Source organism: Sphingomonas sp. CFBP8993, assembly GCF_034044895.1.
Taxonomy (GTDB): domain Bacteria; phylum Pseudomonadota; class Alphaproteobacteria; order Sphingomonadales; family Sphingomonadaceae; genus Sphingomonas.
The window spans coordinates 72446-94657 of record NZ_JAXCWU010000001.1; the positions used below are offsets into that span (position 1 = coordinate 72446).

Genomic DNA, 22212 nt, shown 5'->3' on the forward strand with positions numbered 1-22212 from the left:
TCATGGCGATGGTTTTGATGAAACGTCTGTAATGTCTTTTGGTGGCGGCAAAAATTATCCTGAGATAAATTTACTTCGGTCAGACCGATTCCGCGCGACGGAGCGGTGGTGACCTGATAGCGTCGTTCATCGCCGGATTGGGTTATGCAAGCGCTGGTGACTGAGAGACATTCGTGCTCCCGCTTGTCGCGCCGGAGCCGTCCCTATCGATACCGTCCCGCTGCCGCAGGTCCGCTGCGATACCCGCTCCCCGAATTCTCCGTCGATCAGGACGTCGTCGGTACGGGCCCCCACCGTACGGACATTGTCCATCAAGGGGCCGGTCATCATCACTCCGGGCGAGCGGCGCCGCGCCTATCGCGCGCTATTGGACGGGATACGCGTCGTCGAGGATCGGATCGCACCGCTATGGACCACACCCGCCGCCGCCTTGTCGGAGCGTCGGCGTACGGTTCGGGCACGGGTGACCGCCAACGGGTTTCGCGAACTCGACGTCCTGCTGGCGCACTGGGTGGGTATCGTGGCGATGCGCCCCGTCCGCATGGCCGAAATCGATTATTGGCGCGAAACCGATACGGTCGCCGATGCGGGCGGCATGACCTTTACGAAGGCCGAGATCCTGCGCATCGCGGACGAATATCGTCGCGCGGCACCACCTTCTTCGGATGCGGGTGGTTGCGATCTGGCGGCCTGATCCCCATATCCCTGTTGCTTTAGTCGCACATCGACGGTTTTTGGCGCCTGGCACGCCCTTCTTCCTTCTTTCCCTGCAGTCGAGGCCCCATTGGGTCCGCTGATCCCGGCCGACCCGTCATGCAAGGAAATAGGCTATGAGCCAGAACGGTACCGTCAAATTCTTCAATGCCGACAAGGGTTATGGTTTCATCACGCCGGACGCCGGTGGCACGGACGCCTTCGTTCATATCTCCGCCGTCGAGCGGGCCGGTATGATCACGCTCCAGCAGAACCAGCGCGTCGGCTATGAGCTGGAAGAAGACCGGCGCGGCAAGATGGCGGCGGTGAATCTCCAGCCCGTCGACTAATCTCGTGTCGCGGCGGGGCAATACCGGTTCAAACCGGCAAGGCCCCGCTGCCACCTGATCCTGCTGGCCTGTTTATCCGATGAAAGGCGTGATCATGCGCGACTCCGAAATCTTCGACCAACGGGCCACAGACTGTCGCGATCAGGCAGCGATCACCGACCTCGCCAATGTGCGTGAACGCTGTCTGCGTTCCGAGGCCGCCTGGGCGGCCATGGCGCAGCGTTCGCGCCGTACCGAGGCGGCACGCGATGCGCGTTCGCATACCGACACCCCGGCGCCGGTCGTGGCGGTGGCGGACACCGTACAAGCGGTCTGAATCGGGTCGGGGCGAATGATCGCTCCTGACCATTGCATCTGAGATCGTCGGTTGAAGAACGACGCTTGAGCATTGTCTTGCTGGGCGTTCCTGTTCGGCTGACATAGGTGACCTGGGCGCGCGTGGCGGGTCCGGCTTCCCCCCGATCTGCATACGCGCTGCTTCCTACCCCCGTTGCCGCCCGTCGCCATCGCGTGCACTAAGAGCCGAACGATGGAGGGGGAAGCGATGCGCCGGGCAATGACATGGGCGATGTTGGCATTGGGATGGGCGATGCCGTTATCGGCGCAGTCCACGCAGGTGCCGAGGATCGTCAGCAACGGCGGTCGCCATGCCCTGATGGTCGATGGACGCCCGTTCCTGATGCTGGGCGCACAGGTCAACAATTCCAGCAATTATGCCGCAGCGTTGCCGCAGGTCTGGCCGATGCTGGACCGTATCCATGCCAACACGATCGAAATCCCCGTCGCGTGGCAACAGATTGAGCCCGAAGAAGGCCGGTTCGACTTTTCCTTCGTCCAGACCCTGCTCGAACAGGCGCGCGCGCATGGCAAGCGGGTCGTGCTGCTCTGGTTCGCGACCTGGAAGAACACCTCGCCCGGTTATACTCCCGACTGGGTCAAGTTGGACAACCGGCGTTTCCCCCGGATGAAGACGCGCGACGGCAAGGATCATTATGCCCTGTCGCCGATGGCGCGCACCACCCTGGAGGCGGACAAACGCGCATTCGTCGCGCTGATGTCCTATCTGCGCGACCAGGACTCCCAAAACACCGTCATCATGGTCCAACCGGAGAATGAGGTCGGCAGCTATCGCAACCCGCGCGATTTTTCGGACATGGCGCAACGCCTGTTTGCGCAGGCCGTACCCGAGACACTGACCCGCAAGCTGGGCAAGACGCGCGGCGATTGGCGCACGGTGTTCGGGGCGCAGGCGGACCGGGCTTTCAACACCTGGTATACCGCGCGCTACATCAATGAGATCGTGGCCGCGGGGAAGGCGGTCAAGCCGCTGCCAATGTACGTCAATGCCGCGCTGGCGGGGCCCTCCAACGTCCCCGACCCCGACGGGGTGGCCAGCGGCGGACCGCAGCAGGACGTGCTCGACATCTGGAAGGCCGCGGCGCCCGCGATCGATGCCGAGGCACCCGATATCTACGACCGGGCCAGCGGCAATGTGGCCCTGTACCTCGACGCCTTTGCCCGCGCCGACAATCCGTTGCTGGTGCCCGAGATCGGCAATGGACGCGAGTTCGCGCGCTATTTCTATGACGCGCTGGGTCGTGGTGCGATCGGGTTCGCGCCGTTCGGCATGGATGACACCGGCTTCTTCAATTATCCGCTTGGTGCCCGGACGCTGGATGCCGCCAACCTCGACGCCTTTGCCGGCCCCTATGGCGCGGTCGCGGGCGTGATGCGCGATTGGGCGCAGGCGGCGTATGAGCATCCGACCTGGGGCGCGGCCAAGCCCGACGACGGCAGCGATCGTCAGACGGTGCTGGGCGACTGGCGCATCCGTGCCGAGTTCGGCCAGTGGCAGTTCGGCGAAAAGAGCTGGACCTGGCTGAAATCCGATCCCGCGCCGTGGAAGGCCGAGCCGGTCGGCGGTATGGCCGTCGTCCAACTGTCACGCGACGAATTCCTGATGGTGGGCGATCACGTCCGCGCCCGCTTCGAGCCCGCGACACCCGATCCCCGTGCGATGGTCGTCCGTGTCGAGGAAGGGCATTTCGCGCAAGGCCGCTGGGTCATGGACCGGGTCTGGAACGGCGACCAGACCGATTATGGCATCAACATCATCGACCGGCCGGTCGTGCTGAAGGTGGTGATGGGTCGTTATCGCTGAGCGGCGGGCAGGGTCAGGGCCATGACGGTTCCGCGATCCGCCTCACCCAGCGACAGCGTGCCGCCCGATCCCGCCAACAGCGCCCGCGCGATCGACAGGCCAAGCCCCGTTCCGCCACTGGTCCGACGCGAGGTGAAGAAGGGCTCGAAGATCCGCGCCCGGTCGCCAGGCGGGATACCGCCGCCATTGTCGATAACGGAAACGGTGACGGGATCGCCCGTCGCGATGCGGATCGTGATGGTATCGGCCCCCGCCTGAGCGGCGTTCTCGATCAGCGTGGTCAGCACGGCCTCCAGCGTGTCGGGCGCGATGGCGGCGGCGATGGCGGGCAAATCCGCGTCGACCATGATGGATAAAGTCGCGCGGCGGTGGGCGTCGGCCAGCTTCAACACGACCGCGACGACGTCGCTTTCCCCGTCTGCCGCGACCGTCATGTCCGCGCGCGCCAGATCGAGCAGCCGCGAGACCAGCAGGGTCAACCGCCCGGCATCGGCATCGGCATTGGCCAGGAACCGGCGGCGCTCGGCGTCGGACATCGTCGCCCCGTGATCTTGCAGCAATTCGATCGCACCCCGGATACCGGTCAGCGGCGTCTTGAACTCATGGCTGACCGCATAGGCGAAGTTGCGCAGGTAGAGCGAGCGGGCTTCGATCGCCTGCGCCATGGCGGCGAAGTCGCGGTAGAGGTCCTGGATCTCGATGGCGGCGGTTGCGGGAATGGCGGGTACGGCGCCGCGCCCGGCCGCCACGTCGCGTGCGGCACCCTGCAATTCCTCGATGGGGCGGGCGATGCCGCGCGACAACAGGCCCGACAGCAGGATCAGCACCCCCAGGATACTCAATATGCCGATGACGATCTTGCCCCAGTCCTGATACAGGCCGACGAACAGCGACCGCGCCGATCGCGAGAGCAGCAGGACGCCGACGACGTGGCCATCGACCAGTATCGGGCGTGCATGATGCACCCGCGTCGCGGCGGCGCGCGATAGCCAGTCGAAGCGATAGATCGCCCGGTAGCGGGCATCGCGGCGCAGGACGGTGCGGGGCAGCCCGGTCAGCGCGGCGGCCACCTCGGGCAGCGACCGATAGTCGCCGCGAAGCGCCGAGCCGGTGACGATGCGCCCATCGCGGTCAAGCAGGATGATCGACGCCAGCGTGGTCTGCCGCGTCGCCGCCATAACCGGCGCGAGGCGCGTGGCGGCGGCCAGTGCGTCCGGTGCTACCCCTATCGCGGGCTGTGGTCGCGGGCGTTCGGGCAGGATCGGCGTGGCGTTCAGGTCGACCGCCGTGGCGACCGCGCCGCCGTAAGGGCCGCCGCTATCCGCCACGACCCGCGTCACGGGCCGTCCCGGCGGCGCGGCGGGCCATAAGGCGGTGGCGCTGGCGGCGAGTGCTGCCCCTTGCGCCACGAGTTCCACCTCGGTCTGGCGGACCAGCGTATTCTCGTAGACGCGCAACGCCACCGCCCCGACACCGGGGAGGGCGGCGACCAGGAAGAAGCTGGCGAAGAGATAGGTGCGCAGCGACAGGCGCGGCCAGTGGCGCTTGGCCCAGGACTTGGCCCGTAATGCAGCGCTACCGATCACGCCGCCTCGCCGCTGCACGCCCCCAGCCGATACCCGATCCCGGCCCGCGTCTCGATCACATCGGTGCCGCCACGCTCGGCGAACTTGGCGCGCAGGTTGCGGATATGGCTGTCGATCGTCCGGTCGGTGACGGCGAAGCCGGGCCCGTGCAGCCGGTCGATGATCGCATCACGGCCGAACACCTTGGCGGGCATGACCGCCAGGGTACGCAGGATCGAGAATTCGGTCACGGTCAGGGTGATGTCGACCCCGGCCCAGCGCGCCTGCCACCCCTCTATGTCCAGTGTCAGGCGGCCATGCCGGATCAGCGCCCCGGCGCTCTCGACCGTCGGGGGATGGGCGTGGGTGCGGCGCAGGATCGCCATCACCCGCGCCACCACCTCACGCGGGGAAAAGGGCTTCACGACATAATCGTCCGCGCCCAGCTCGATCCCCAGCACCCGGTCGATCTCGTCATCGCGCGACGACAGGAACAGGATCGGCGTGTCGCCGTCGCTGCGCAGGCGGCGACACACCTCCAGCCCGTCCATGCGCGGCATGTTGATGTCCAGCACGACCAGATCGGGCCGGCGCGCGGCGACCTCGGCCAGCGCGGCCTCGCCGTCTGCGGCCTCGATCGTGTCGAGCCCCGCCTTGCCGAGCGCGAAGACGAGCAGTTGACGGATATTGGGATCGTCGTCGGCGACCAGGATCGTGCGGGGCATGGGGCACAGGATCACGGCCGGGGCCCGCTCGTCAACTTGGGCTGTTCTTCGGCCGGATCGACCGGCCACGGCTCGCCGCCGCACAGGCGCGGGGCGGGGGCCGGGCGCAGGCCGATCCGTTTCTCCGCCACCGCCATCCGCCGGGCGTTGCGCCAGGTCCAGCTATGCCAGTTCGCCTGCTGGGCCCGCGTTTCCGACATGATCCGTGCGATGATGTAACCGGTGCGGTCGCGCAGGATCGGCCCCGCCGCCCGCCGTTCGAGGGCGATCAGCGGCAGCAGCGCCGAGGTGCCCAGGCCATCGAGATAGCAAAGGTCGATATCCTTCGCGCTCCGGGCATGGGCGACGTTCCAGCGTGCGGCGATCGCCCCCAGGTCGCTGGCGCATCCGGCGGTCAGCACGACGCCGGCGGCCAGCGCATTGGCGTTGACCAGCCACCGCGCCGATCGCCCGCGCAACATCCGCCAGACGATCAGGACTAGCCCGAAGGCGACCAGGCCCATCCAGGCAAGCGCTGCGATCCGCCACCCGCTGAGCGAAAAGGCGGCGATATAGTCGATGGTCCGCAGGATGCTGGAGGCGACGAGCAGCAGGTTCTGCGCGATCCATAGCAGGATCAGGCGGCGGACCAGCCGATCCCGCGACCGCCCGGCCAGCAGCACGAACCCGCCCGCGAGCAAGGCGGTGACGATCAGGGGATAGGCGCCGCGATGCGCATAATCGGCCAGCGTCACGCCGCGGGGCAGGGGCGCGCCGCTCCATAGAAAGGCAAGGTCGAGCGCGTTCTGAACCGCGAAGATCAGGTTGAAGGTGACGAGTGACAGGACCAGGGTCGCACGCCCGATCTGTGGCACAATCGCCCCGCTGTTCCATGTCACCAAGCCCGGCGGCAACAGCGTCCGGCGCGGGCGCAGGCTCGACCAGACCATCACCAGGAAGACCAGCGAAAACAATGCGCGGGCCAACATATCGGAGAGATCGGGGAAACGGATCGCGGCAAAGGCCTGTTCGATCAGGGGATTGGCCTGCGCGAACAGGGTCAGGAACAGCGCGCTGCCCAGCGCGGGCACGACCAGCATCGCCGCCAGCGCGACGGCGCTCCGTCCGGGGCGGCGGCGGACGCGCATGATGCGGGCAGCGTCGCAGAACGGGACAGCGATGCTGCCGATGCCGTGGACGAACAACCGTCCGGCCCATTGGAGCGCGTCGTCGAACCGCCGGAGCGGCAACAGCGTCGCCATGCCGATCGAAACCCCGAACAACAGCCATTTCAGCGGCCCGGGATCATCGACCAACATCAGGCCGAACATCACCGCCACCGCGACCGCGCCCCGCGCGGCGCGGCTGGCCCGGACATCGGCGCGCAGCAACACCAGCATGATCGTCCAGGCGAGCGCGAAGCCGCCCCGCGTCCAGCCCGGCTCCTCGCCATAGAAAAACAGATGCGCCAGCCCGATCAGCGCGGCGGCGCCGATCAGCTTTGCATGGAAGGTGAAGCGTCTCGATGTCGTGACGGTCATGCCGAACTCCCTTTTCGGGGTACGCCATGCGGGGGCGCGGTCCAGAGCGGGTGGTGCGCGCCCTGTGCATTTCATCCGCTATCGATGCAGAAACGATGCAGGGCTTGCCGCCGACCGGCGCGGATTATTAGCTTTGCTTCGGAGGATCAGCAGCTTAGCCTTTGATCCAACACCAATGTCACGGGTAAGACTTCATGCAGCGTCGCCAGTTTCTCGCTTCCGCCAGTCTTGTCGCCGCGACCACCGCGCTGCCGCGTTTCGCACAGGCCGCAAGCGGAGCGCGTGATGCCGAATTGCGGGCGATGCTGGACCGTTTCTTCTATGCCCGGCTGGACGATAGTCCGGAACAGGCGACCTCGCTTGGGCTGGACACGGGGCCGCGCGCCGCGCTGAAATCCCGGCTGGGCGATGCTTCGCGCGCGGGTGAGGCGCGCCAGTTCGCCCGCGCCAGGCAGGAACGCGCCGCGCTGCGCACGATCCCGCGCGACACGCTGGGCGAGGCGGCACGGCTCGATTACGACATTGTCGGCTATGGCCTGGACCGGGTGATCGCGGGCGAGCGATTCGCTTATGGCGCCAGCGCGGGGCGGTATGCGCCCTATGTGCTCAGCCAGTTGTCCGGGGCGTATCGCGACGTGCCCGATTTCCTGGCGAGCCAGCACCGCGTCACCAACGCCGCCGATGCCGACGCCTATGTCGCGCGGGTCGAGGCTTTCGCGACCGCGATCGATGCGGAGACGGAGCGCCAGCGGCAGGATGCGGGCAAGGGCGTCTTTGCCCCCGACTACATCCTCGACACCACGCTCAAGCAACTCGCCGCCGTGCGTGACAAGGCACCCGAGGCGACCGGTCCCGCGACCGATCTGGCCGCCAAGCTGAAGGCCGCCAAGCTACCGCCGGAGCGCGCCCAGGCGGTCGCCCGGCTGATGGCGGACAAGGTCTTCCCCGCGCTCGACCGGCAACGCGGCCTCGTGACCGAGTTGCGCGGTCGGGCGGTGCATGATGCGGGCGTCTGGCGGCTGCCCGATGGCGAGGCCTATTATACCGCCGCCGCGGCCGCCGCGACGACCACCGAAATGTCGGGTGACGATATCCATCGGCTCGGCCTGGCGCAGGTCGCCGAGATCGGCGGCCGGATCGATGCGATCCTGAAGGCGCAGGGCATGGGCCAGGGCAGCGTGGGCGAACGGCTGGTCGCGCTCAACCAGCGCCCGGATCAGCTTTATCCCAACACCGATCCCGGTCGCGAGGCCTTGCTGGAGCAGTTGCGTGCGCAGGTCACCGCCATGACCCGCCGCCTGCCCGAACAATTCGCCGTCCTGCCCAAGGCGCCGGTCGAAATCCGCCGCGTGCCCGAGGCGATCCAGGCGGGCGCGCCGGGCGGCTATTACCAGTCGGCCTCGCTCGACGGTTCGCGACCCGCCATCTATTTCATCAACCTGCGCGACACGTTCGACCGGCCCAAATTCGGCCTGGCGACGCTGACCTATCACGAGGCGGTGCCCGGCCATCACCTGCAGGTCATGTCGGCGTTGGAGAGCCAGGATATTCCGCTGATCCGCAGGCGTGGTTTCTATTCGGGCTATTCGGAAGGGTGGGCGCTCTATTCCGAGCAACTGGCCGACGAGATGGGGATGTACGAGGGTAATCCGCTAGGCCAGGTGGGGTATCTGCAATCGCTGCTGTTCCGTGCCACGCGACTGGTCGTCGATTCGGGCATGCACGCCAAGCGGTGGAGCCGCGAGAAGGCGACCGACTATCTGATCGCCACCACCGGCATCGCGCGCGGTCGCAGCCAGGGCGAGATCGACCGCTACACCGTTTGGCCGGGGCAGGCGTGCAGCTACAAGATCGGGCATACCGTCTGGACGCGGCTGCGCGACGAAGCGAAAGCCAAGGCGGGGGCGAAGTGGGATCCGAAGGTTTTCCACCGCGTCCTGACGCTAGGGGCGATGCCGCTCGACGTGCTGGAGCGGGTGGTGCGCGAGCGAATGGTCTGAGGACCGCGACGGGCGCGGGGCTTGGCCAAGACCCTCATGCCTCGCTAGGGTCGAGGCGGAGGATCGAACAGCATGACCATCAACCGTTCCCATCTAGCTGCCCTTGTCCTGTCGCTGGCGACCTTGTCGGCTGGCGCCCCGGTGGTCGCCGCCGATGTGCCGGGGAAAGCCCTGGGCGATTGGACATTGGCGCCCAGCGAGGATGGGCAGGGGTGTTTCCTGACCCGCATCTATGACCGGCCGGGCGACACGACGCTGCTGCTGGGGCTGGACCGCGACGGGTCGAACCATCTGACTGTCCTGAACGACAACTGGTCGATCAAGCCCAGGGAAAAGCTGTCGCTCGACTTCCGGCTGACGAGCGGCGGCTATCCCCGTCATTTCGCGGTGGGACTGGAGGCGGACGGCAAGCGGGGCTTCGTCTCCAGTTTCGAGACGGCCTTCCCGACCTATCTGGCGAAGTCGCAGCGGCTGGACATTGCGCGCGGCGACGTACCGGTCGAACGACTGTCGCTGGATGGCAGCGGCGCGGCGATCGCGGCCCTGCGCCAGTGCGTGGCGGCGCGCAAGCTTGCCCCCGCCAAGACATCGCGCATGACGCAAGCCGCCGACGATATCCCCCGCGATCCGTTTGCGAAACGAGGCGGCCGCGACCGCTAATAGATGAACCTCATCTTAACAGATCTAAGATGAAAAGATGGCAAGATGAACAAATCGACAGTAATCATTTGGTCGAATAACTGGCACGGTCGAACAGATTGGGGATTGTCGAACTTTTCCCGCTCCGCTTCGTTGTTGCGGTTGGTTAACGATTGAAAGAACTGTTATGACTGCTTTTGCATCCAAATCCGTGCTCGCGCTCGTGACGCTCGCAGGGGCTGTCAGCCTTGGTGGCTGCGCGACGAAGTCCTTCGTGCGTGAACAGATCGCGCCGGTCAGCCAGCGTGTCGATGGACTCGAACAGCGGCTCCAGCAGACCGACGGCACTGCCAAGGCCGCACTGGCCGAGGCGCAGGCCGCATCGGGCCAGGCCCAGGCCAATGGCCAGCGTCTCGACCAACTGGGCGGCCGGGTCGACGGCGTCGAGCAGCGGCTGACCGTGCAGGAGCAGAAGCCCGCGCGTCGCCCGCGCCACTGATAACGCAGGTCCGGGCGACCCCGGTCGCCGAACGCCATGCCGGTCCCTCCCCCTCGTTTGGGGGAGGGGCTGGCCTTTTGCCTGAGTATGCCGTCTCGATGATATTCCCGCCCCGATGAAATCCCTGCTCCTGTCGCTGGCGGGCCTGACCCTGCTGGCCCCCTCGGTTGTCGAGGCGCGCCCCGTCGAACCGGCCAAGGCCACTGCGCGCAAGGTCGCCTCGAAGCCCAAGGTAAAGCCGAAGCCGAAGCCCGCGCCGGTCGTGGCGGCCGATCCGGTTCTGACCCCGTCACCGGTGGCGCAGCGGGTGATCGACTGGGTATCGGGGTCGCAGGACAATCGCGGCCTCCCCTGGGCGGTGGTCGACAAGGTGAACGCCACGCTGTTCCTGTTCGCTGCCAATGGCACCCAGCAGGCGGCGGTCCCCGTCCTGATCGGCATCATGCCGGGCGACGAGGCGAGCCCCGGCGTCGGCACCAAGACGCTGGCCTCGCTCGGTCCGGCCGAGAAGACGACTCCCGCCGGACGCTATCTGGCGAAGTTCGGCCTGCCGGTGGCGGGTCAGCGGGTGTTGTGGGTCGACTATGCGACATCGGTCGCGCTGCATCCGATCCCGAAGGATGCGGGCGCGCGGGAGAAGCGGCGCGAGCGGATGCTGTCGCCGACGCCCGACGACAACCGCATCACCTTTGGCTGCATCAATATCCCCCAGGCGTTTTACGCCCGGCAGTTGCGGCCGGCGTTCCGCAAGAAGGGCGGCTATGTCTATATCCTGCCCGACACTCGGCCGATCGAGGATGTCTTCCCCCGCCTGAGGGCGCAGGTCGGCGGCTAAAGCGGCTTGCCCATGCGGATGAGGGGCACCTGCACCCCATGGACGGGGGCTGAGCGGATCGATTCGATCGGCGTATAGCCGCAGGCGCGGTAGAGCGGCTCTCCCGCCAGCGTTGCCATCATCTCGGCCGCGGCAAAGCCCGCCTCGCGCGCTGCCGCCTCGCACCGCTCGAGGATGGCGCGGCCCAGTCCCTGCCGGGCGAAGTCGGGATCGACATACATCGCCCGTATGCGCGCGGGGGCGATCGCCGGATCGAGCATCGCGGCATCGCGCAGGCCATGGCTATGATCACCGCCATAGAGCGTCGCCCGCGCGCTCCATCCGCCACAGGCGGCCAATCGCCCGTCCCGTTCGGCCAGCAGATACGTGCCGTCGGCGATCAACTGCGTATCCAGTCCCATGACGGAGCGGCTGGCGACGATTTCTTCCGGCGACAGGAAATCCTGCTGCAGCACCGAAATGGCACGGTCCATCAACAGGGCTATGGCGGGAATGTCGGCGGCGTCGGCCCAGCGGAAACGAAGCATCGCATCTTTTCGGGGCAATTTTCCGCCATCGTCAATGACGAAGACGTGAACAGTTACAATCGACACCACCGATTTGCTGGGATAAGCCGGTCGGATGGCAGACATTCCTCAGACCCCGCTGCTCGACACGGTTCACACGCCCGACGACCTGCGTCGGCTCGCCCCCGAACAGCTGCGGCAGCTCGCCGACGAATTGCGGACCGAGACGATCTCGGCGGTCGGCACCACTGGCGGCCATCTCGGCTCGGGGCTGGGGGTCGTCGAACTGACGGTCGCCCTCCATTATGTCTTCAACACGCCCGACGACCGGTTGATCTGGGACGTCGGCCATCAATGCTATCCGCACAAGATCCTGACCGGGCGGCGCGAGCGGATTCGTACCATCCGCCAGGGCGGCGGCCTGTCGGGCTTCACGAAGCGATCGGAAAGCGAATACGACCCGTTCGGCGCGGCGCACAGCTCGACCTCGATCTCGGCCGCGCTCGGCTTTGCCATCGCCAACAAGCTGGCGGGCACGCCGGGCAAGGGCATCGCGGTGATCGGCGACGGTGCGATGTCGGCGGGCATGGCCTATGAGGCGATGAACAATGCCGAACAGGCGGGCAATCGCCTGGTCGTGATCCTGAACGACAATGACATGTCGATCGCCCCGCCGGTGGGCGGCCTGTCGGCGTACCTGTCGCGCATGGTGTCGAGCCGCGAGTTCCTGGGCGTGCGCGACGTGCTCAAGAAGCTCGCCAAGCGCTTCCCGCGTCCGATCCAGAAGGCGGCGCAGAAGACCGACGAGTTCGCACGCGGCATGACCATGGGCGGCACGCTGTTCGAGGAGCTGGGCTTTTATTATGTCGGCCCGATCGACGGCCACAATCTCGACCATCTGATCCCGGTGCTCGAGAATGTCCGCGATGCCGAGCAGGGCCCGATCCTGATCCATGTCGTCACCAAGAAGGGCAAGGGCTATGCCCCGGCCGAGGCGGCGGCGGACAAGTATCACGGCGTGCAGAAGTTCGACGTGATCACCGGCACCCAGGCCAAGGCGCCGCCGGGACCGCCCGCCTACCAGAATGTCTTCGGCGAGGCGCTGGCCAAGGAAGCCGACAGCGATCCGCGCATCTGCGCGATCACCGCCGCCATGCCTTCGGGCACCGGCCTGGACCGCTTCGCGCAGACACATCCCGAGCGCTTCTTCGACGTCGGCATTGCCGAGCAGCATGCGGTGACCTTCGCGGCGGGGCTGGCGGCGCAGGGCATGCGGCCCTTCTGCGCCATCTATTCGACCTTCCTCCAGCGCGCCTATGACCAGGTGGTTCATGACGTCGCGATCCAGAACCTGCCGGTCCGCTTCGCGATCGACCGCGCCGGGCTGGTCGGCGCGGACGGCGCGACCCATGCGGGTTCGTTCGACGTCACCTATCTCGCCAGCCTGCCCAACATGGTGGTGATGGCCGCCGCCGACGAGGCGGAGCTGGTCCACATGGTCCATACTTGCGTCAACCACGACTCCGGCCCGATCGCAGTGCGGTATCCGCGCGGCAACGGTGTCGGCGTGACGCTGCCCGAGACGGCGCAGCTGCTGGAGATCGGCAAGGGCCGCGTCGTGCGCGAGGGCAAGAAGGTCGCGATCCTGTCGCTCGGCACCCGCCTGGCCGAGGCGTTGCGGGCCGCCGACACGCTGGAGGCCAAGGGGCTGTCGACTTCGGTCGCGGACCTCCGCTTCGCCAAGCCGCTCGACGAGGCGCTGATCCGCCGGATGTTGACCACGCATGAAGTCGCGGTGACGATCGAGGAGAATGCGATCGGTGGCCTGGGCGCGCATGTCCTGACCATGGCGTCGGACGAAGGGCTGATCGACGGCGGGCTGAAGCTGCGCACCATGCGCCTGCCGGATGTCTTTCAGGATCAGGACAAGCCCGAGGTGCAATATGCCCAGGCCGGTCTGGACGCCGATGCCATCGTCGAGACGGTGCTGAAGGCGCTGCGCCACAACAGCGCGAGCGTCACCGAAGGCGCGCGCGCGTGATCCGCGGCTGGACCGCCGTCATCGTCTTCACGACGCTGGCGGTGGTCATGATGGTCGGCGTGAACGTGCGGATGTGGCGGCGGATGAAGGCCGCGACGATGGCGGCGAAGGCGGAAGCGGAGCGGGAAGCTGTCGAGGCGGAGCGGACCGAAGACCTCCGTTCCGCCTGAGCGAAGTCGAAGGCCATGCGCTTACCCTTAACAAAATCTGTTCCCCGGCGAAGGCCGGGGCCCAGTTTCCGCACGTTGGCGATGGCGTTGTGAATTGGCGTGGGAAGCTATAGCCACCCATTGTGATAGCTTCCCACTCAGCGCCACTATCCTCTCTCAGCTTCGGCGAAACTGGGCCCCGGCCTCCGCCGGGGAACGCGGATTCATGAGGCTTTCCCTTGGCCTTCGACTTCGCTCGTGCAGAGCGGGGAGAGTGGGCTTTCTTCACCTCCGTTCACGCTGAGCGAAGTTGAAGCGGACGCCTCGACCATTGCCACAAACCTCACCGCCCCAGATAATGGGCCTGCGCCGCGTCCGTCGCATTCACCGCCAGCACCGCGCGCGCTTCGCTGGGCGGCAATGGCCCCGAGGGCGTCGGCCGGTCCATCCCGCTCGCCGCGATGACCCGGCCGAGCAGTTCCTGGCCCTCCTGCCACCAGCCCAGACCGCTGGCGGCATTGATATGCCCCTGCTGCCCGGCATCGACGAAATGGCTGCCCCAGTCGACCGCCAGGCTGTGTGCGCGTTCGATCGAGATCCACGGATCGTCCTGGCTGGCGACCAGGATCGAGGGGAAGGGCAGCGGCGTGCGCGGGCTGGGCGCAAAGCCCTTTAGCGCGTCCGGCGCATCGGGCCGATCGACATCGGCCGGCGCGACCAGCAACGCGCCCGCGACCGGCCAGCCATAGGGCTGCGGCGACAATTCGGCCCACCACGCCACCGCCAGACAGCCCAGCGAATGGGCCGCCAGGATGACGGGCGCCTGTGCCTGCCGGATCGCCTGGTCCAGCCGCGTGACCCAGGCGTTGCGATGCGGGGTCGACCACATGCCGAGTTCGACACGGATCGTGTCGGGTCGAGCCTCTTCCCACAGGCTTTGCCAGTGCGAGCGGCCCGAGCCGCCCAGCCCGGGCACGGTGAGGACCGTGGGTTTGCGGGCCTCATAGGATGCGAACGAACCCATATGGCATCTCCTCGAATGGGGTCGGGACGACTCCCGATCCTCACACACAAGATATTCCTACTAAAAAGATAGGCAATAGGGATCGCGTCCAGCGGAACACCGCTTGCGACGGACGGAGCCGGGGGGTAGGGGCGGGGCATGGCCAAGCTGCGTGTCGACCAGATGCTCGTGGACCGCGGACTCGTGGAATCCCGTTCGCGCGCGCAGGCGCTGATCATGGCGGGGCTCGTCTTTTCCGGTGAGACCAAGATCGCCAAGCCCGGCCAGCAACTGGCCGAGGATGCCGCGCTCGATGTGCGTGGGCGCGATCATCCCTGGGTCTCGCGTGGCGGCATCAAGCTGGCGCATGGGCTCGACCATTTCGGTTGGGACGTGACCGGCGCGGTCGCCATCGACGTGGGCAGCTCGACCGGCGGTTTCACCGACGTGCTGCTGCAAAAAGGCGCGGCGCGCGTCTATGCGGTGGACAGCGGCACCAATCAGCTCGCCTGGTCGCTGCGCCAGGACCCGCGCGTGATCGTGCACGAACAGACCAGCGCGCGCATCCTGACCGAGGCGCATATTCCCGAACCGGTCGATATCATCGTCTGCGATGCCAGCTTCATCGGCCTGGCCAAGGTGCTGGAGCGGCCGCTGACCTTTGCCGGGCCGGGCGCGCGTCTGCTGGCGCTGATCAAGCCGCAGTTCGAGGCGGGGCGTGAAGAAGTCGGCAAGGGCGGGGTCGTCCGCGACGCGGCGGTGCATCAGCGGGTCTGCGATCAGGTCGTCGCATGGCTGACGGGCAGCGGCTGGACCGTCGCCGGGGTCGTGCCGAGCCCGATCACCGGCCCGGAGGGCAATATCGAGTTTCTGGTGGCCGCATCCCGAAATTGAACGGGACGAGTAGGATAACGTTCACCTTGTCCGTTTACGGCAACCCGTCACTCGGGCAGACCGGCGGGCATCATGGCGAAAGAGAGACGAGTGGGTACGATCGCGTCGAAGGGGCAGTTGCGCATGTCTTTCCTGCGCTGGGCGATCGTCATCGTGCCGCTGATCCTGCTGCTGGGCTTCGCGTCCGGACGGGTGGTGCCGGCGGGCAGCGAGAATAGCTGGTATGTCGCCCTCACCAAGCCCGAGCTGAACCCCCCGGGCTGGATCTTCCCCGTCGTCTGGACGACGCTCTACATCCTCATCGGGCTGGCGCTGGCGATGATCGTTCATGCGCGGGGCGCTCGCGGGCGGGGCGTTGCGATCGGCCTGTTCGTGGTCCAGTTCGCGCTCAATCTGGCATGGACGCCGCTGTTCTTCGGTGCGCATCGGGTGAGTGCGGCGCTGTTCGTCATCGTCGCGATCCTGATCCTGTCGATCGTGACCACCATCGCCTTTTCGCGCATCCGCAAGGGCGCGGCCTGGTTGATGGTGCCCTATCTGGTCTGGCTGTCCTTTGCGGGTGTGCTCAACTGGCGGATCGACCAGCTCAATCCGGATGCGGAAAGGCTTGTGCCGGGCGCGCAGACCTCCCAAATGCTGTGAAACGATTTTCGGGAATTTGATATGCAGGCCGACAACAAGCTGTTCGACGATTTCGCCAAGGTGATGAACGGCCTGGCGGGCACCGTGGCGGGCATGGGCCGCGAGGCGGAGTCGAGCGCCCGCACCCGCGCGCGCGAATGGATCGGCGGGCTCGATTTCGTCAGCCGTGAGGAATTCGAAGTCGCCAAGGCGATGGCCGTCGCCGCGCGCGATGAGGCCGATGCGCTGAAGGCCCGCCTGGACGCGCTGGAAGGGCGTCTGGGCGCGTCGACGGTCGGGTCCGAATCCTGATCACTGATCCTGTGTCGGGAGGGCTGCCTGCGTCGGTGACGGGGGCAGCTATCCACAGAAATCGGCCTGCTGCTGCTTGCGGCGGAACCCGGAGCGGTGCAACCTGCATCGGTCTGGGTTTGTTCGCAAAGGCCGGTTATGCTTGAATCGACCGATCATGAAGCCGATGACTCGGCCCCCATCGATATGCTGGAGGCGTATTTCGCCGCGCATGGATGGGAGCATGAGCGTCACGACGAGGAAATCGTCGCGACCGTCAAGGGCAGCTGGGCCAGCTACGAGTTGCGCGCGCTGTGGCGCGACGACGACAGCGTCCTGCAATTCCTGGCCTTTCCCGACATCAAGGTCACCGACGATCGCCGCTCCAGCATCTATGAGGCGCTGGCGCTGGTGAACGAACAGCTGTGGATCGGCCATTTCGAGCTGTGGTCCAACAGCGGCATCCTGCTGTACCGCCACGCCGCGATGGTCGATGGCGGCGAGGAAGGCACCATCTCGCTCTCCGCGACCGAGTTGCTGGTCGAGTCGGCGATCGAGGAATGCGAGCGTTTCTACCCCGTGTTCCAGTTCGTCCTGTGGGGCGGCAAGACCCCCCGCGAGGCACTGGCCGCCGCATTGATCGAGACGCAGGGCGAGGCCTAGCATGAACGATACGCGTTTCCCCGAGGGGCCGATCTGGCTCGTCGGGTGCGGCAACATGGCGGGCGCGATGCTGCGTCGCTGGTTGGCCGAAGGGCTCGACCCCGCGCAGGTCACCGTCATCACGCGCAGCGGGACGCGCGCGCCGGAGGGAGTCCGCTCGCTGACCGCGCTGCCGGTCGACGAGACGCCGGCTGTCCTGATGCTTGGGTTCAAGCCGCAACAGCTCGACGACATTGCGCCGACGCTGGCGCATCTGAACCCCGCGCTGCTCCTGTCGATCCTGGCGGGTGTCGAGGAACAGGTGCTGGCCGACCGGATTCCGGCGGGGGCGGTGGTGCGGATGATGCCCAACCTGCCGGTCGCGATCGGGCAGGGGGTCACCGCACTCTACACCCGTTCGGCCGATCCCGCCGTTCGGGCGGCCGCCGATGCGCTTGCCCGGCCGCTGGGCCTAGCACCCTGGGTCGAGGATGAAGCACGGTTCGATGCGGTCACCGCACTGGCGGGATGCGGCCCGGCCTTCGTATTCCGCTTTATCGATGCCCTCGCCCAGGCGGGTATAGCTTTGGGGTTGGACTCCGCGCTGGCCCAGCAACTCGCACTTGCAACGGTCGACGGGGCAGGGGCCATGGCGATCGGAGCCGACGCACCGCCTGCCGTCCTGGCGGACCGCGTGGCCAGCCCGGGCGGCTCGACCCGCGAAGGGCTGAACGTGCTTGACGCCGGAGATGCGCTCAAGCGGCTCATGGCCGACACGGTTGCCGCCTCCGAGCGGCGTAATCGAGAAATGGCGCAAGCGGCCCGGCGCTGATCGGACAAGAGGACGGAATTGCGGCTCTGCGCAGTTGGTCCCCTTGCACGGCAGGCATCAAGCCCAAAGGGACAGTGGGCGAAGTTCGGCAAGTCCATGATCGGCATCATGTCCGATATCAATCGATCGCCCGGCGCAGCCGAATGAGGCTGCGCAGGCCATATCGTCTCTGCGTCCTCCGCGCCTCTGCGCGAACCTCATTCTTCGCTTCGCGACCTCGCGGCTCCGCGCGAAAAACCTCAGCCGTCGTTCGACCGCAAATCCTCAATCCGCGCCCGCTCGTTTTCGGGAATGAACCCTTCCAGCACGGTCCAGAAGCCGGTCACCGCCTGTTGACCTGCCCTCGCATAGGCCTTTGACAGCTTTTCGCGCAGCGCGTCGAACAGCTCGGCCTCCATCGCGGCACCCGTCGGGGTGAGCCGCAACAGCCGCTGGCGCCGATCGCGATCGCCCGGCCGCGTCTCGACCAGATCGCGCATCGCCAGTTCGTTGAGCACCCGGCCGAGGGATTGCTTGGTGATCGCCAGAAGCGAGAGCAGCTCGCTGACCGTCATGTCGGGCTTGCGGGCCATGAAATAGAGCGCACGATGATGGGCACGGCCCAACCCCTGCGCGGCGAGGCCGCGATCGATTGAGCGTACAAGGTGACTATTGCCGAAATACAGCAACTCCATTCCTCTGCGAAGTTCGGGCTCGCGGAGAAATTGTGCCGATGCGGACTGGTTCGAGGCAGCCATGTTGACCCGTCTACTCACACGCCCTAGGCCACGGCAACCCAAAACAGAGAGATGATCATGGAAGCGCATCAGTCCCTTACGTTTCGGTTCGATCCCAGCCAGACCCCGGTCGAGGCGAGCGAGCGGTCCGCGCGTCTGGTCGACCCCGGTTTCGGGCGCGTCTTCACTGATCATATGGCCCTGATCCGCTATAGCGACGAGCAGGGCTGGCACGATGCGCAGATTACCGCACGCGCACCGCTGCAGCTCGATCCGGCCGCGTCGGTCCTGCATTATGCGCAGGAAATCTTCGAGGGGATGAAGGCTTACCGGCTGGCCGATGGCGGTACGGCACTGTTCCGCCCCGAGGCGAATGCCCGCCGTTTCCAGGATTCGGCGCGGCGCATGGCGATGCCCGAGCTGCCCGAGAACCTGTTCCTGGAATCGGTCGAGCGGCTGGTCGAAATCGAGCGGAACTGGATTCCCGAACAGGATGGCGGCGCGCTGTACCTGCGCCCCTTCATGTTCGCCAGCGAGGTGTTCCTGGGTGTGAAGCCTTCCGCCGAGTATCTCTACATGGTCATCGCCTCGTCGGTCGGCGCCTATTTCAAGGGCGGCGCGCCTGCGGTGTCGATCTGGGTCAGCCAGGGCTATACCCGCGCGGCCCCCGGCGGCACCGGGGCGGCCAAGTGCGGCGGCAACTATGCCGCCAGCCTGCTGGCGCAGAAGGAAGCCATCGCCAACGGGTGCGACCAGGTGGTCTTCCTCGACGCGGTCGAGCGCCGCTGGGTCGAGGAGCTGGGCGGCATGAACGTGTTCTTCGTGTTCGATGACGGCAGCCTTGTGACGCCGCCGCTGACCGGCACGATCCTGCCCGGCATCACCCGCGATTCGATCCTGACCATCGCCCGCGCGCAAGGCCTGACCGTGCGCGAGGAGCCCTATGCCATCGACCAGTGGCGCGCCGACGCCGCCAGCGGCCGCCTGGTCGAGGCGTTCGCCTGCGGCACGGCCGCCGTCGTCACCCCGATCGGCAGCGTCGCCGAGCCGGCGGGCCGCTTCACCATCGGCAGCGGCGGTCCCGGCCAACTGACCACCAGCCTGCGCGAACAACTGGTCGCCATCCAGCGCGGCCAGGCCCCCGACCCGCACGGCTGGATGCGTCGCCTGGGTTGATCTTTTCGAAGGAATAAGGGCTTTTCAAGAGCAGCGCGCCGGGTATAAGGCGCGCCTCTCCACTGGGGCGTCGCCAAGCGGTAAGGCAACGGTTTTTGGTACCGTCATACGCAGGTTCGAATCCTGCCGCCCCAGCCAATCACTGATTGCCCCAGCTAAGCGGACGGGAAACTTTGGTTTTCCGAGGCTTGGCCGGGATTCAACCATCGCAGTGGGGTCAACTGACGCCAGTCGATGGAGCCAGTCCCTGATGCCAGCGATCGAGAACGTCACCCGCCGCAGTGCGGTCTATTGGTGGCGGCGAAGACTGCGTTTGGCGCCAGCGAGCGCAAAACCTATAACCGTAGTAACGATGGTCAGCCTTCTAACGAAGGACCAGCCGGTCGCGCGTCGACGCGCGGTCGCCATGACCGGGCGGAGCGAGACGGTGCGGATGAGCCTGTACGAGAAGATTGAGCGAGACGGCCTTACCGCCGACCAGGCCAGTGCCATATTTCAGGAGGAGATGATCCGCTACCGGAATATGCTGGCCTATCAGCACCAGTCGATCCAGCAGGACGGCGAAGGCCATGTCGCGGAACGCTTCGCGCAGATGCGGGCCACCTATGGCGCGGTGAACCGCGATTTTGCCGACAATGGCTTCACTGATTTTCTTGGTATCGATTATGTTGGCGGCTTCGACAGCCGCTTTGCCGACTTGGACGACGACGCACGCGGGCATCTCTATGCGATGCTCGGCCGAACCCCCGAATTGCCCGAGCATCTGCTGAAGGAAGCGCGAGACTTATTGCGCCGCGTGGGTATCGACGACTCCGGCGACCGGAGTGAGGCCGCCCGTCAGATCATGTGTCAGGCGCGAGCGGCGGCCGCGGCGTCGTACGCCGATCCGGCGTTGCAGGACATGGCCAATCGAATGGCCGTCGCGGCGACCATTATGCGACCCCTCGGCGCGGCGGCTCCTTCGCCTGCACAAATCGTAGCTCCGACGCCAGCCCCCATGTTCGCGCAGACGGCGGCGAATGTCGCGGCCGATCCCGAGCAATGGGATGAGGAGGACGAGAAAGCGGAAAGGCAGCGTTACGCGCGCATGAGCCCGTTGGAGGTAGTTGAGGCGTATATGAGCCTCAAGCCAAAAGCCCGAGGGCGTGCCACCACAACTCAAGCGGCCGCTAACAAGCCTAAGTCGCAGGCCAAGACTTGGGCCGACAGTCAGCGGCGTCAGTTTAAGGCGGCGGCCTTCTTGTTCGGCAAGTCGAATGGCGGCAAGCCCTTGGCGCGAACGAGGCAGGAGGATCTCAACCGGTTCTACGACCAGCTCAACCGCATGCCTTCCACGCATCACAAATCCGTGCGGCACGAGCCGATGAACATCGAAGACATCTGCCTTGAGGCTGCCGACCGGGTGGAGGAGGCGGAGAAGCGCGCAGAAGCCATTAATTTCACGATCGGATTGGATGTCGGTACGATCAACAGGCACTTCGCCAACCTGAAAAAGCTGTCCACATGGCTTGCCAGCAAGACAAAAATGCGGGTGCTCGATTTCTCCGACTACATTCTCGTGGAAGAGGAGCGCGACGAACGGACGGAGCGTGATCCCTACACCATCCAGCAGGGGCAAGAGCTGTTCGCACTCGGAATCTGGACCGGCAGCCCAACGCTGGACGGCCGGTTCACGAAGGGAAGTGACGGCCGGATTTGGCATGATGCGGCTTATTGGATCATGCCGATTGTCTGGTACTCGGGTATGCGGCGTGAGGAAGCATGCAAGCTGCTCGTCGAGGACATCGGCGAGGAAGATGGCGTCCCGTATTTCGATATCCGCAACACCCGCGCCGGACGGGTCAAAACGGCCAAGAGCACTCGAAAGGTTCCCATCTGCGCGGAACTTCGCCGGCTCGGCCTGCTGGACTACGTTGCCGCGATGCGGGCGGCGGGCGAAGAATATCTCTTTCCGGAAATCGTGCCCGGCAAGGGCGGCCGACCGTTGGGCGATGTGTTCTTCAACACCATCTGGCTGAAGATCAAGCCGTTGCTGTTGCTCATCAAGCCGGGCCAGGCGGTGCATAGCGGTCGACACATGGTCAGCACCGAGCTGAAGGCTTTGCAGACCTTCGAATAGACGCGGGCCGACCTCCTCGGGCAGCAGATCGGCGGCGAAAATGCCGTTCGCTATGCGGGAGCGACGCGGCTGGAGATCCTGGCGGATGTCGTGGACCGCCTGCCCATCGTCACCGGCCATCTGCCGTCGCCTGAAACCATTAATCTTCTTCCTAAGCATCTGCGCTGTGCGCGCCCGACGCGTCAGTCGGCGAGCCGGAGGACGCGAGGCTGACCGGCGCGGTTACAGCACGGAG

Annotated in this window: 23 protein-coding genes and 1 tRNA gene; 18 read left to right on the forward strand and 6 right to left on the reverse strand. The window is 66.2% G+C overall.

Annotated features, from left to right (window positions below; all coding sequences use genetic code 11):
- The first annotated feature begins 304 nt into the window (after window positions 1–304).
- From SOM26_RS00310 to SOM26_RS00325, 4 genes are all read left to right on the forward strand, one after another.
- A complete protein-coding gene (locus SOM26_RS00310; RefSeq protein WP_320450739.1) occupies window positions 305–694 on the forward strand; it encodes a hypothetical protein in 390 nt (129 codons plus the stop codon).
- 136 nt (window positions 695–830) lie between these two features.
- On the forward strand, window positions 831–1043 hold the full coding sequence (locus SOM26_RS00315; protein WP_320450740.1) for a cold-shock protein: 213 nt from the start codon (window positions 831–833) through the stop codon (window positions 1041–1043).
- 94 nt (window positions 1044–1137) lie between these two features.
- Window positions 1138–1359 (forward strand): hypothetical protein, encoded by a 222-nt coding sequence (locus SOM26_RS00320; protein ID WP_320450741.1) that lies wholly within the window; start codon window positions 1138–1140, stop codon window positions 1357–1359.
- Window positions 1360–1611: 252 nt separating this feature from the next.
- Window positions 1612–3204, forward strand: a complete 1593-nt coding sequence (locus SOM26_RS00325; RefSeq protein WP_320450742.1) for a DUF5597 domain-containing protein — start codon at window positions 1612–1614, stop codon at window positions 3202–3204.
- Here SOM26_RS00325 and SOM26_RS00330 read toward each other — a convergent pair.
- The 3 genes from SOM26_RS00330 to SOM26_RS00340 are packed head-to-tail and all read right to left on the reverse strand — an operon-like array spanning window position 3195 to window position 7014.
- The gene (locus tag SOM26_RS00330; protein ID WP_320450743.1) at window positions 3195–4790 is read right to left on the reverse strand and encodes a sensor histidine kinase; all 1596 of its coding nucleotides are present in this window, start codon (window positions 4788–4790) and stop codon (window positions 3195–3197) included. The genes SOM26_RS00325 and SOM26_RS00330 overlap by 10 nt on opposite strands.
- Window positions 4787–5494, reverse strand: a complete 708-nt coding sequence (locus SOM26_RS00335; protein ID WP_320450744.1) for a response regulator transcription factor — start codon at window positions 5492–5494, stop codon at window positions 4787–4789. Before SOM26_RS00335 ends, SOM26_RS00330 begins: the two co-directional genes overlap by 4 nt.
- A gap of 11 nt (window positions 5495–5505) precedes the next feature.
- Window positions 5506–7014 (reverse strand): DUF4153 domain-containing protein, encoded by a 1509-nt coding sequence (locus SOM26_RS00340; RefSeq protein WP_320450745.1) that lies wholly within the window; start codon window positions 7012–7014, stop codon window positions 5506–5508.
- 194 nt (window positions 7015–7208) lie between these two features.
- Here SOM26_RS00340 and SOM26_RS00345 point away from each other — a divergent pair, with 194 nt between their 5' ends.
- From SOM26_RS00345 to SOM26_RS00360, 4 genes are all read left to right on the forward strand, one after another.
- On the forward strand, window positions 7209–9014 hold the full coding sequence (locus SOM26_RS00345; protein WP_320450746.1) for a DUF885 domain-containing protein: 1806 nt from the start codon (window positions 7209–7211) through the stop codon (window positions 9012–9014).
- A gap of 72 nt (window positions 9015–9086) precedes the next feature.
- Complete coding sequence (locus SOM26_RS00350; protein ID WP_320450747.1) at window positions 9087–9674, forward strand: hypothetical protein; 588 nt, start codon at window positions 9087–9089, stop codon at window positions 9672–9674.
- A gap of 166 nt (window positions 9675–9840) precedes the next feature.
- Window positions 9841–10152 carry a hypothetical protein gene (locus SOM26_RS00355; RefSeq protein ID WP_320450748.1) on the forward strand — a complete coding sequence of 104 codons (312 nt, stop codon included), beginning with the start codon at window positions 9841–9843 and terminating at the stop codon, window positions 10150–10152.
- Window positions 10153–10267: 115 nt separating this feature from the next.
- Window positions 10268–10987 (forward strand): hypothetical protein, encoded by a 720-nt coding sequence (locus SOM26_RS00360; RefSeq protein ID WP_320450749.1) that lies wholly within the window; start codon window positions 10268–10270, stop codon window positions 10985–10987.
- On the opposite strand, the gene SOM26_RS00365 is transcribed toward SOM26_RS00360, so the two are convergent.
- Entirely contained in the window at window positions 10984–11514 is a 531-nt protein-coding gene (locus SOM26_RS00365) for a GNAT family N-acetyltransferase (RefSeq protein ID WP_320450750.1), read from the reverse strand. The genes SOM26_RS00360 and SOM26_RS00365 overlap by 4 nt on opposite strands.
- 94 nt (window positions 11515–11608) lie before the next feature.
- Here SOM26_RS00365 and dxs point away from each other — a divergent pair, with 94 nt between their 5' ends.
- Complete coding sequence (dxs, locus tag SOM26_RS00370; protein WP_320450751.1) at window positions 11609–13534, forward strand: 1-deoxy-D-xylulose-5-phosphate synthase; 1926 nt, start codon at window positions 11609–11611, stop codon at window positions 13532–13534.
- Entirely contained in the window at window positions 13531–13704 is a 174-nt protein-coding gene (locus SOM26_RS00375) for a hypothetical protein (protein WP_320450752.1), read from the forward strand. The genes dxs and SOM26_RS00375 overlap by 4 nt, the downstream gene beginning before the upstream one ends.
- 322 nt (window positions 13705–14026) lie before the next feature.
- Here SOM26_RS00375 and SOM26_RS00380 read toward each other — a convergent pair whose 3' ends face one another.
- The gene (locus SOM26_RS00380; protein WP_320450753.1) at window positions 14027–14707 is read right to left on the reverse strand and encodes an RBBP9/YdeN family alpha/beta hydrolase; all 681 of its coding nucleotides are present in this window, start codon (window positions 14705–14707) and stop codon (window positions 14027–14029) included.
- Window positions 14708–14845: 138 nt separating this feature from the next.
- On the opposite strand from SOM26_RS00380, the gene SOM26_RS00385 reads away from it, so the two are divergent.
- From SOM26_RS00385 to proC, 5 genes are all read left to right on the forward strand, one after another.
- Window positions 14846–15580: a TlyA family RNA methyltransferase gene (locus SOM26_RS00385; RefSeq protein ID WP_320450754.1), complete on the forward strand. Its 735-nt coding sequence runs from the start codon at window positions 14846–14848 to the stop codon at window positions 15578–15580.
- Window positions 15581–15652: 72 nt separating this feature from the next.
- Window positions 15653–16222 (forward strand): TspO/MBR family protein, encoded by a 570-nt coding sequence (locus SOM26_RS00390; RefSeq protein ID WP_320450755.1) that lies wholly within the window; start codon window positions 15653–15655, stop codon window positions 16220–16222.
- A gap of 21 nt (window positions 16223–16243) precedes the next feature.
- Window positions 16244–16513, forward strand: a complete 270-nt coding sequence (locus tag SOM26_RS00395; protein WP_320450756.1) for an accessory factor UbiK family protein — start codon at window positions 16244–16246, stop codon at window positions 16511–16513.
- Window positions 16514–16651: 138 nt separating this feature from the next.
- The gene (locus SOM26_RS00400) at window positions 16652–17155 is read left to right on the forward strand and encodes a type III secretion system chaperone family protein (protein WP_320450757.1); all 504 of its coding nucleotides are present in this window, start codon (window positions 16652–16654) and stop codon (window positions 17153–17155) included.
- Between the two features lies 1 nt (window position 17156).
- A complete protein-coding gene (gene proC, locus SOM26_RS00405) occupies window positions 17157–17966 on the forward strand; it encodes a pyrroline-5-carboxylate reductase (protein WP_320450758.1) in 810 nt (269 codons plus the stop codon).
- Between the two features lie 239 nt (window positions 17967–18205).
- On the opposite strand, the gene SOM26_RS00410 is transcribed toward proC, so the two are convergent.
- Window positions 18206–18703 (reverse strand): MarR family transcriptional regulator, encoded by a 498-nt coding sequence (locus tag SOM26_RS00410; RefSeq protein ID WP_320450759.1) that lies wholly within the window; start codon window positions 18701–18703, stop codon window positions 18206–18208.
- A 57-nt stretch (window positions 18704–18760) separates the two neighbouring features.
- Between SOM26_RS00410 and SOM26_RS00415 the strand changes: the two genes are divergently transcribed.
- The 3 genes from SOM26_RS00415 to SOM26_RS00425 all read left to right on the forward strand — a co-directional run bounded on the left by SOM26_RS00415 (window position 18761) and on the right by SOM26_RS00425 (window position 21977).
- Entirely contained in the window at window positions 18761–19858 is a 1098-nt protein-coding gene (locus SOM26_RS00415) for a branched-chain amino acid aminotransferase (RefSeq protein ID WP_320450760.1), read from the forward strand.
- 63 nt (window positions 19859–19921) lie between these two features.
- Window positions 19922–19996 (forward strand) — tRNA-Gln (locus tag SOM26_RS00420).
- A 112-nt stretch (window positions 19997–20108) separates the two neighbouring features.
- Window positions 20109–21977, forward strand: a complete 1869-nt coding sequence (locus SOM26_RS00425) for a site-specific integrase (protein ID WP_320450761.1) — start codon at window positions 20109–20111, stop codon at window positions 21975–21977.
- Window positions 21978–22212: the final 235 nt, after the last annotated feature.

What these genes read in the sequence shown, in the direction of transcription:
- SOM26_RS00315 (WP_320450740.1), top strand. Translation starts at nt 831, where the DNA reads ATGAGCCAGAACGGTACCGTCAAATTCTTCAATGCCGACAAGGGTTAT.
- SOM26_RS00320 (WP_320450741.1), top strand. Translation starts at nt 1,138, where the DNA reads ATGCGCGACTCCGAAATCTTCGACCAACGGGCCACAGACTGTCGCGAT.
- SOM26_RS00325 (WP_320450742.1), top strand. Translation starts at nt 1,612, where the DNA reads ATGTTGGCATTGGGATGGGCGATGCCGTTATCGGCGCAGTCCACGCAG.
- SOM26_RS00335 (WP_320450744.1), bottom strand. Translation starts at nt 5,494, where the DNA reads ATGCCCCGCACGATCCTGGTCGCCGACGACGATCCCAATATCCGTCAA.
- SOM26_RS00340 (WP_320450745.1), bottom strand. Translation starts at nt 7,014, where the DNA reads ATGACCGTCACGACATCGAGACGCTTCACCTTCCATGCAAAGCTGATC.
- SOM26_RS00345 (WP_320450746.1), top strand. Translation starts at nt 7,209, where the DNA reads ATGCAGCGTCGCCAGTTTCTCGCTTCCGCCAGTCTTGTCGCCGCGACC.
- SOM26_RS00350 (WP_320450747.1), top strand. Translation starts at nt 9,087, where the DNA reads ATGACCATCAACCGTTCCCATCTAGCTGCCCTTGTCCTGTCGCTGGCG.
- SOM26_RS00355 (WP_320450748.1), top strand. Translation starts at nt 9,841, where the DNA reads ATGACTGCTTTTGCATCCAAATCCGTGCTCGCGCTCGTGACGCTCGCA.
- SOM26_RS00360 (WP_320450749.1), top strand. Translation starts at nt 10,268, where the DNA reads ATGAAATCCCTGCTCCTGTCGCTGGCGGGCCTGACCCTGCTGGCCCCC.
- SOM26_RS00365 (WP_320450750.1), bottom strand. Translation starts at nt 11,514, where the DNA reads ATGCTTCGTTTCCGCTGGGCCGACGCCGCCGACATTCCCGCCATAGCC.
- dxs (WP_320450751.1), top strand. Translation starts at nt 11,609, where the DNA reads ATGGCAGACATTCCTCAGACCCCGCTGCTCGACACGGTTCACACGCCC.
- SOM26_RS00380 (WP_320450753.1), bottom strand. Translation starts at nt 14,707, where the DNA reads ATGGGTTCGTTCGCATCCTATGAGGCCCGCAAACCCACGGTCCTCACC.
- SOM26_RS00385 (WP_320450754.1), top strand. Translation starts at nt 14,846, where the DNA reads ATGGCCAAGCTGCGTGTCGACCAGATGCTCGTGGACCGCGGACTCGTG.
- SOM26_RS00390 (WP_320450755.1), top strand. Translation starts at nt 15,653, where the DNA reads ATGGCGAAAGAGAGACGAGTGGGTACGATCGCGTCGAAGGGGCAGTTG.
- SOM26_RS00395 (WP_320450756.1), top strand. Translation starts at nt 16,244, where the DNA reads ATGCAGGCCGACAACAAGCTGTTCGACGATTTCGCCAAGGTGATGAAC.
- SOM26_RS00400 (WP_320450757.1), top strand. Translation starts at nt 16,652, where the DNA reads ATGCTTGAATCGACCGATCATGAAGCCGATGACTCGGCCCCCATCGAT.
- proC (WP_320450758.1), top strand. Translation starts at nt 17,157, where the DNA reads ATGAACGATACGCGTTTCCCCGAGGGGCCGATCTGGCTCGTCGGGTGC.
- SOM26_RS00410 (WP_320450759.1), bottom strand. Translation starts at nt 18,703, where the DNA reads ATGGCTGCCTCGAACCAGTCCGCATCGGCACAATTTCTCCGCGAGCCC.
- SOM26_RS00415 (WP_320450760.1), top strand. Translation starts at nt 18,761, where the DNA reads ATGGAAGCGCATCAGTCCCTTACGTTTCGGTTCGATCCCAGCCAGACC.
- SOM26_RS00425 (WP_320450761.1), top strand. Translation starts at nt 20,109, where the DNA reads ATGCCAGCGATCGAGAACGTCACCCGCCGCAGTGCGGTCTATTGGTGG.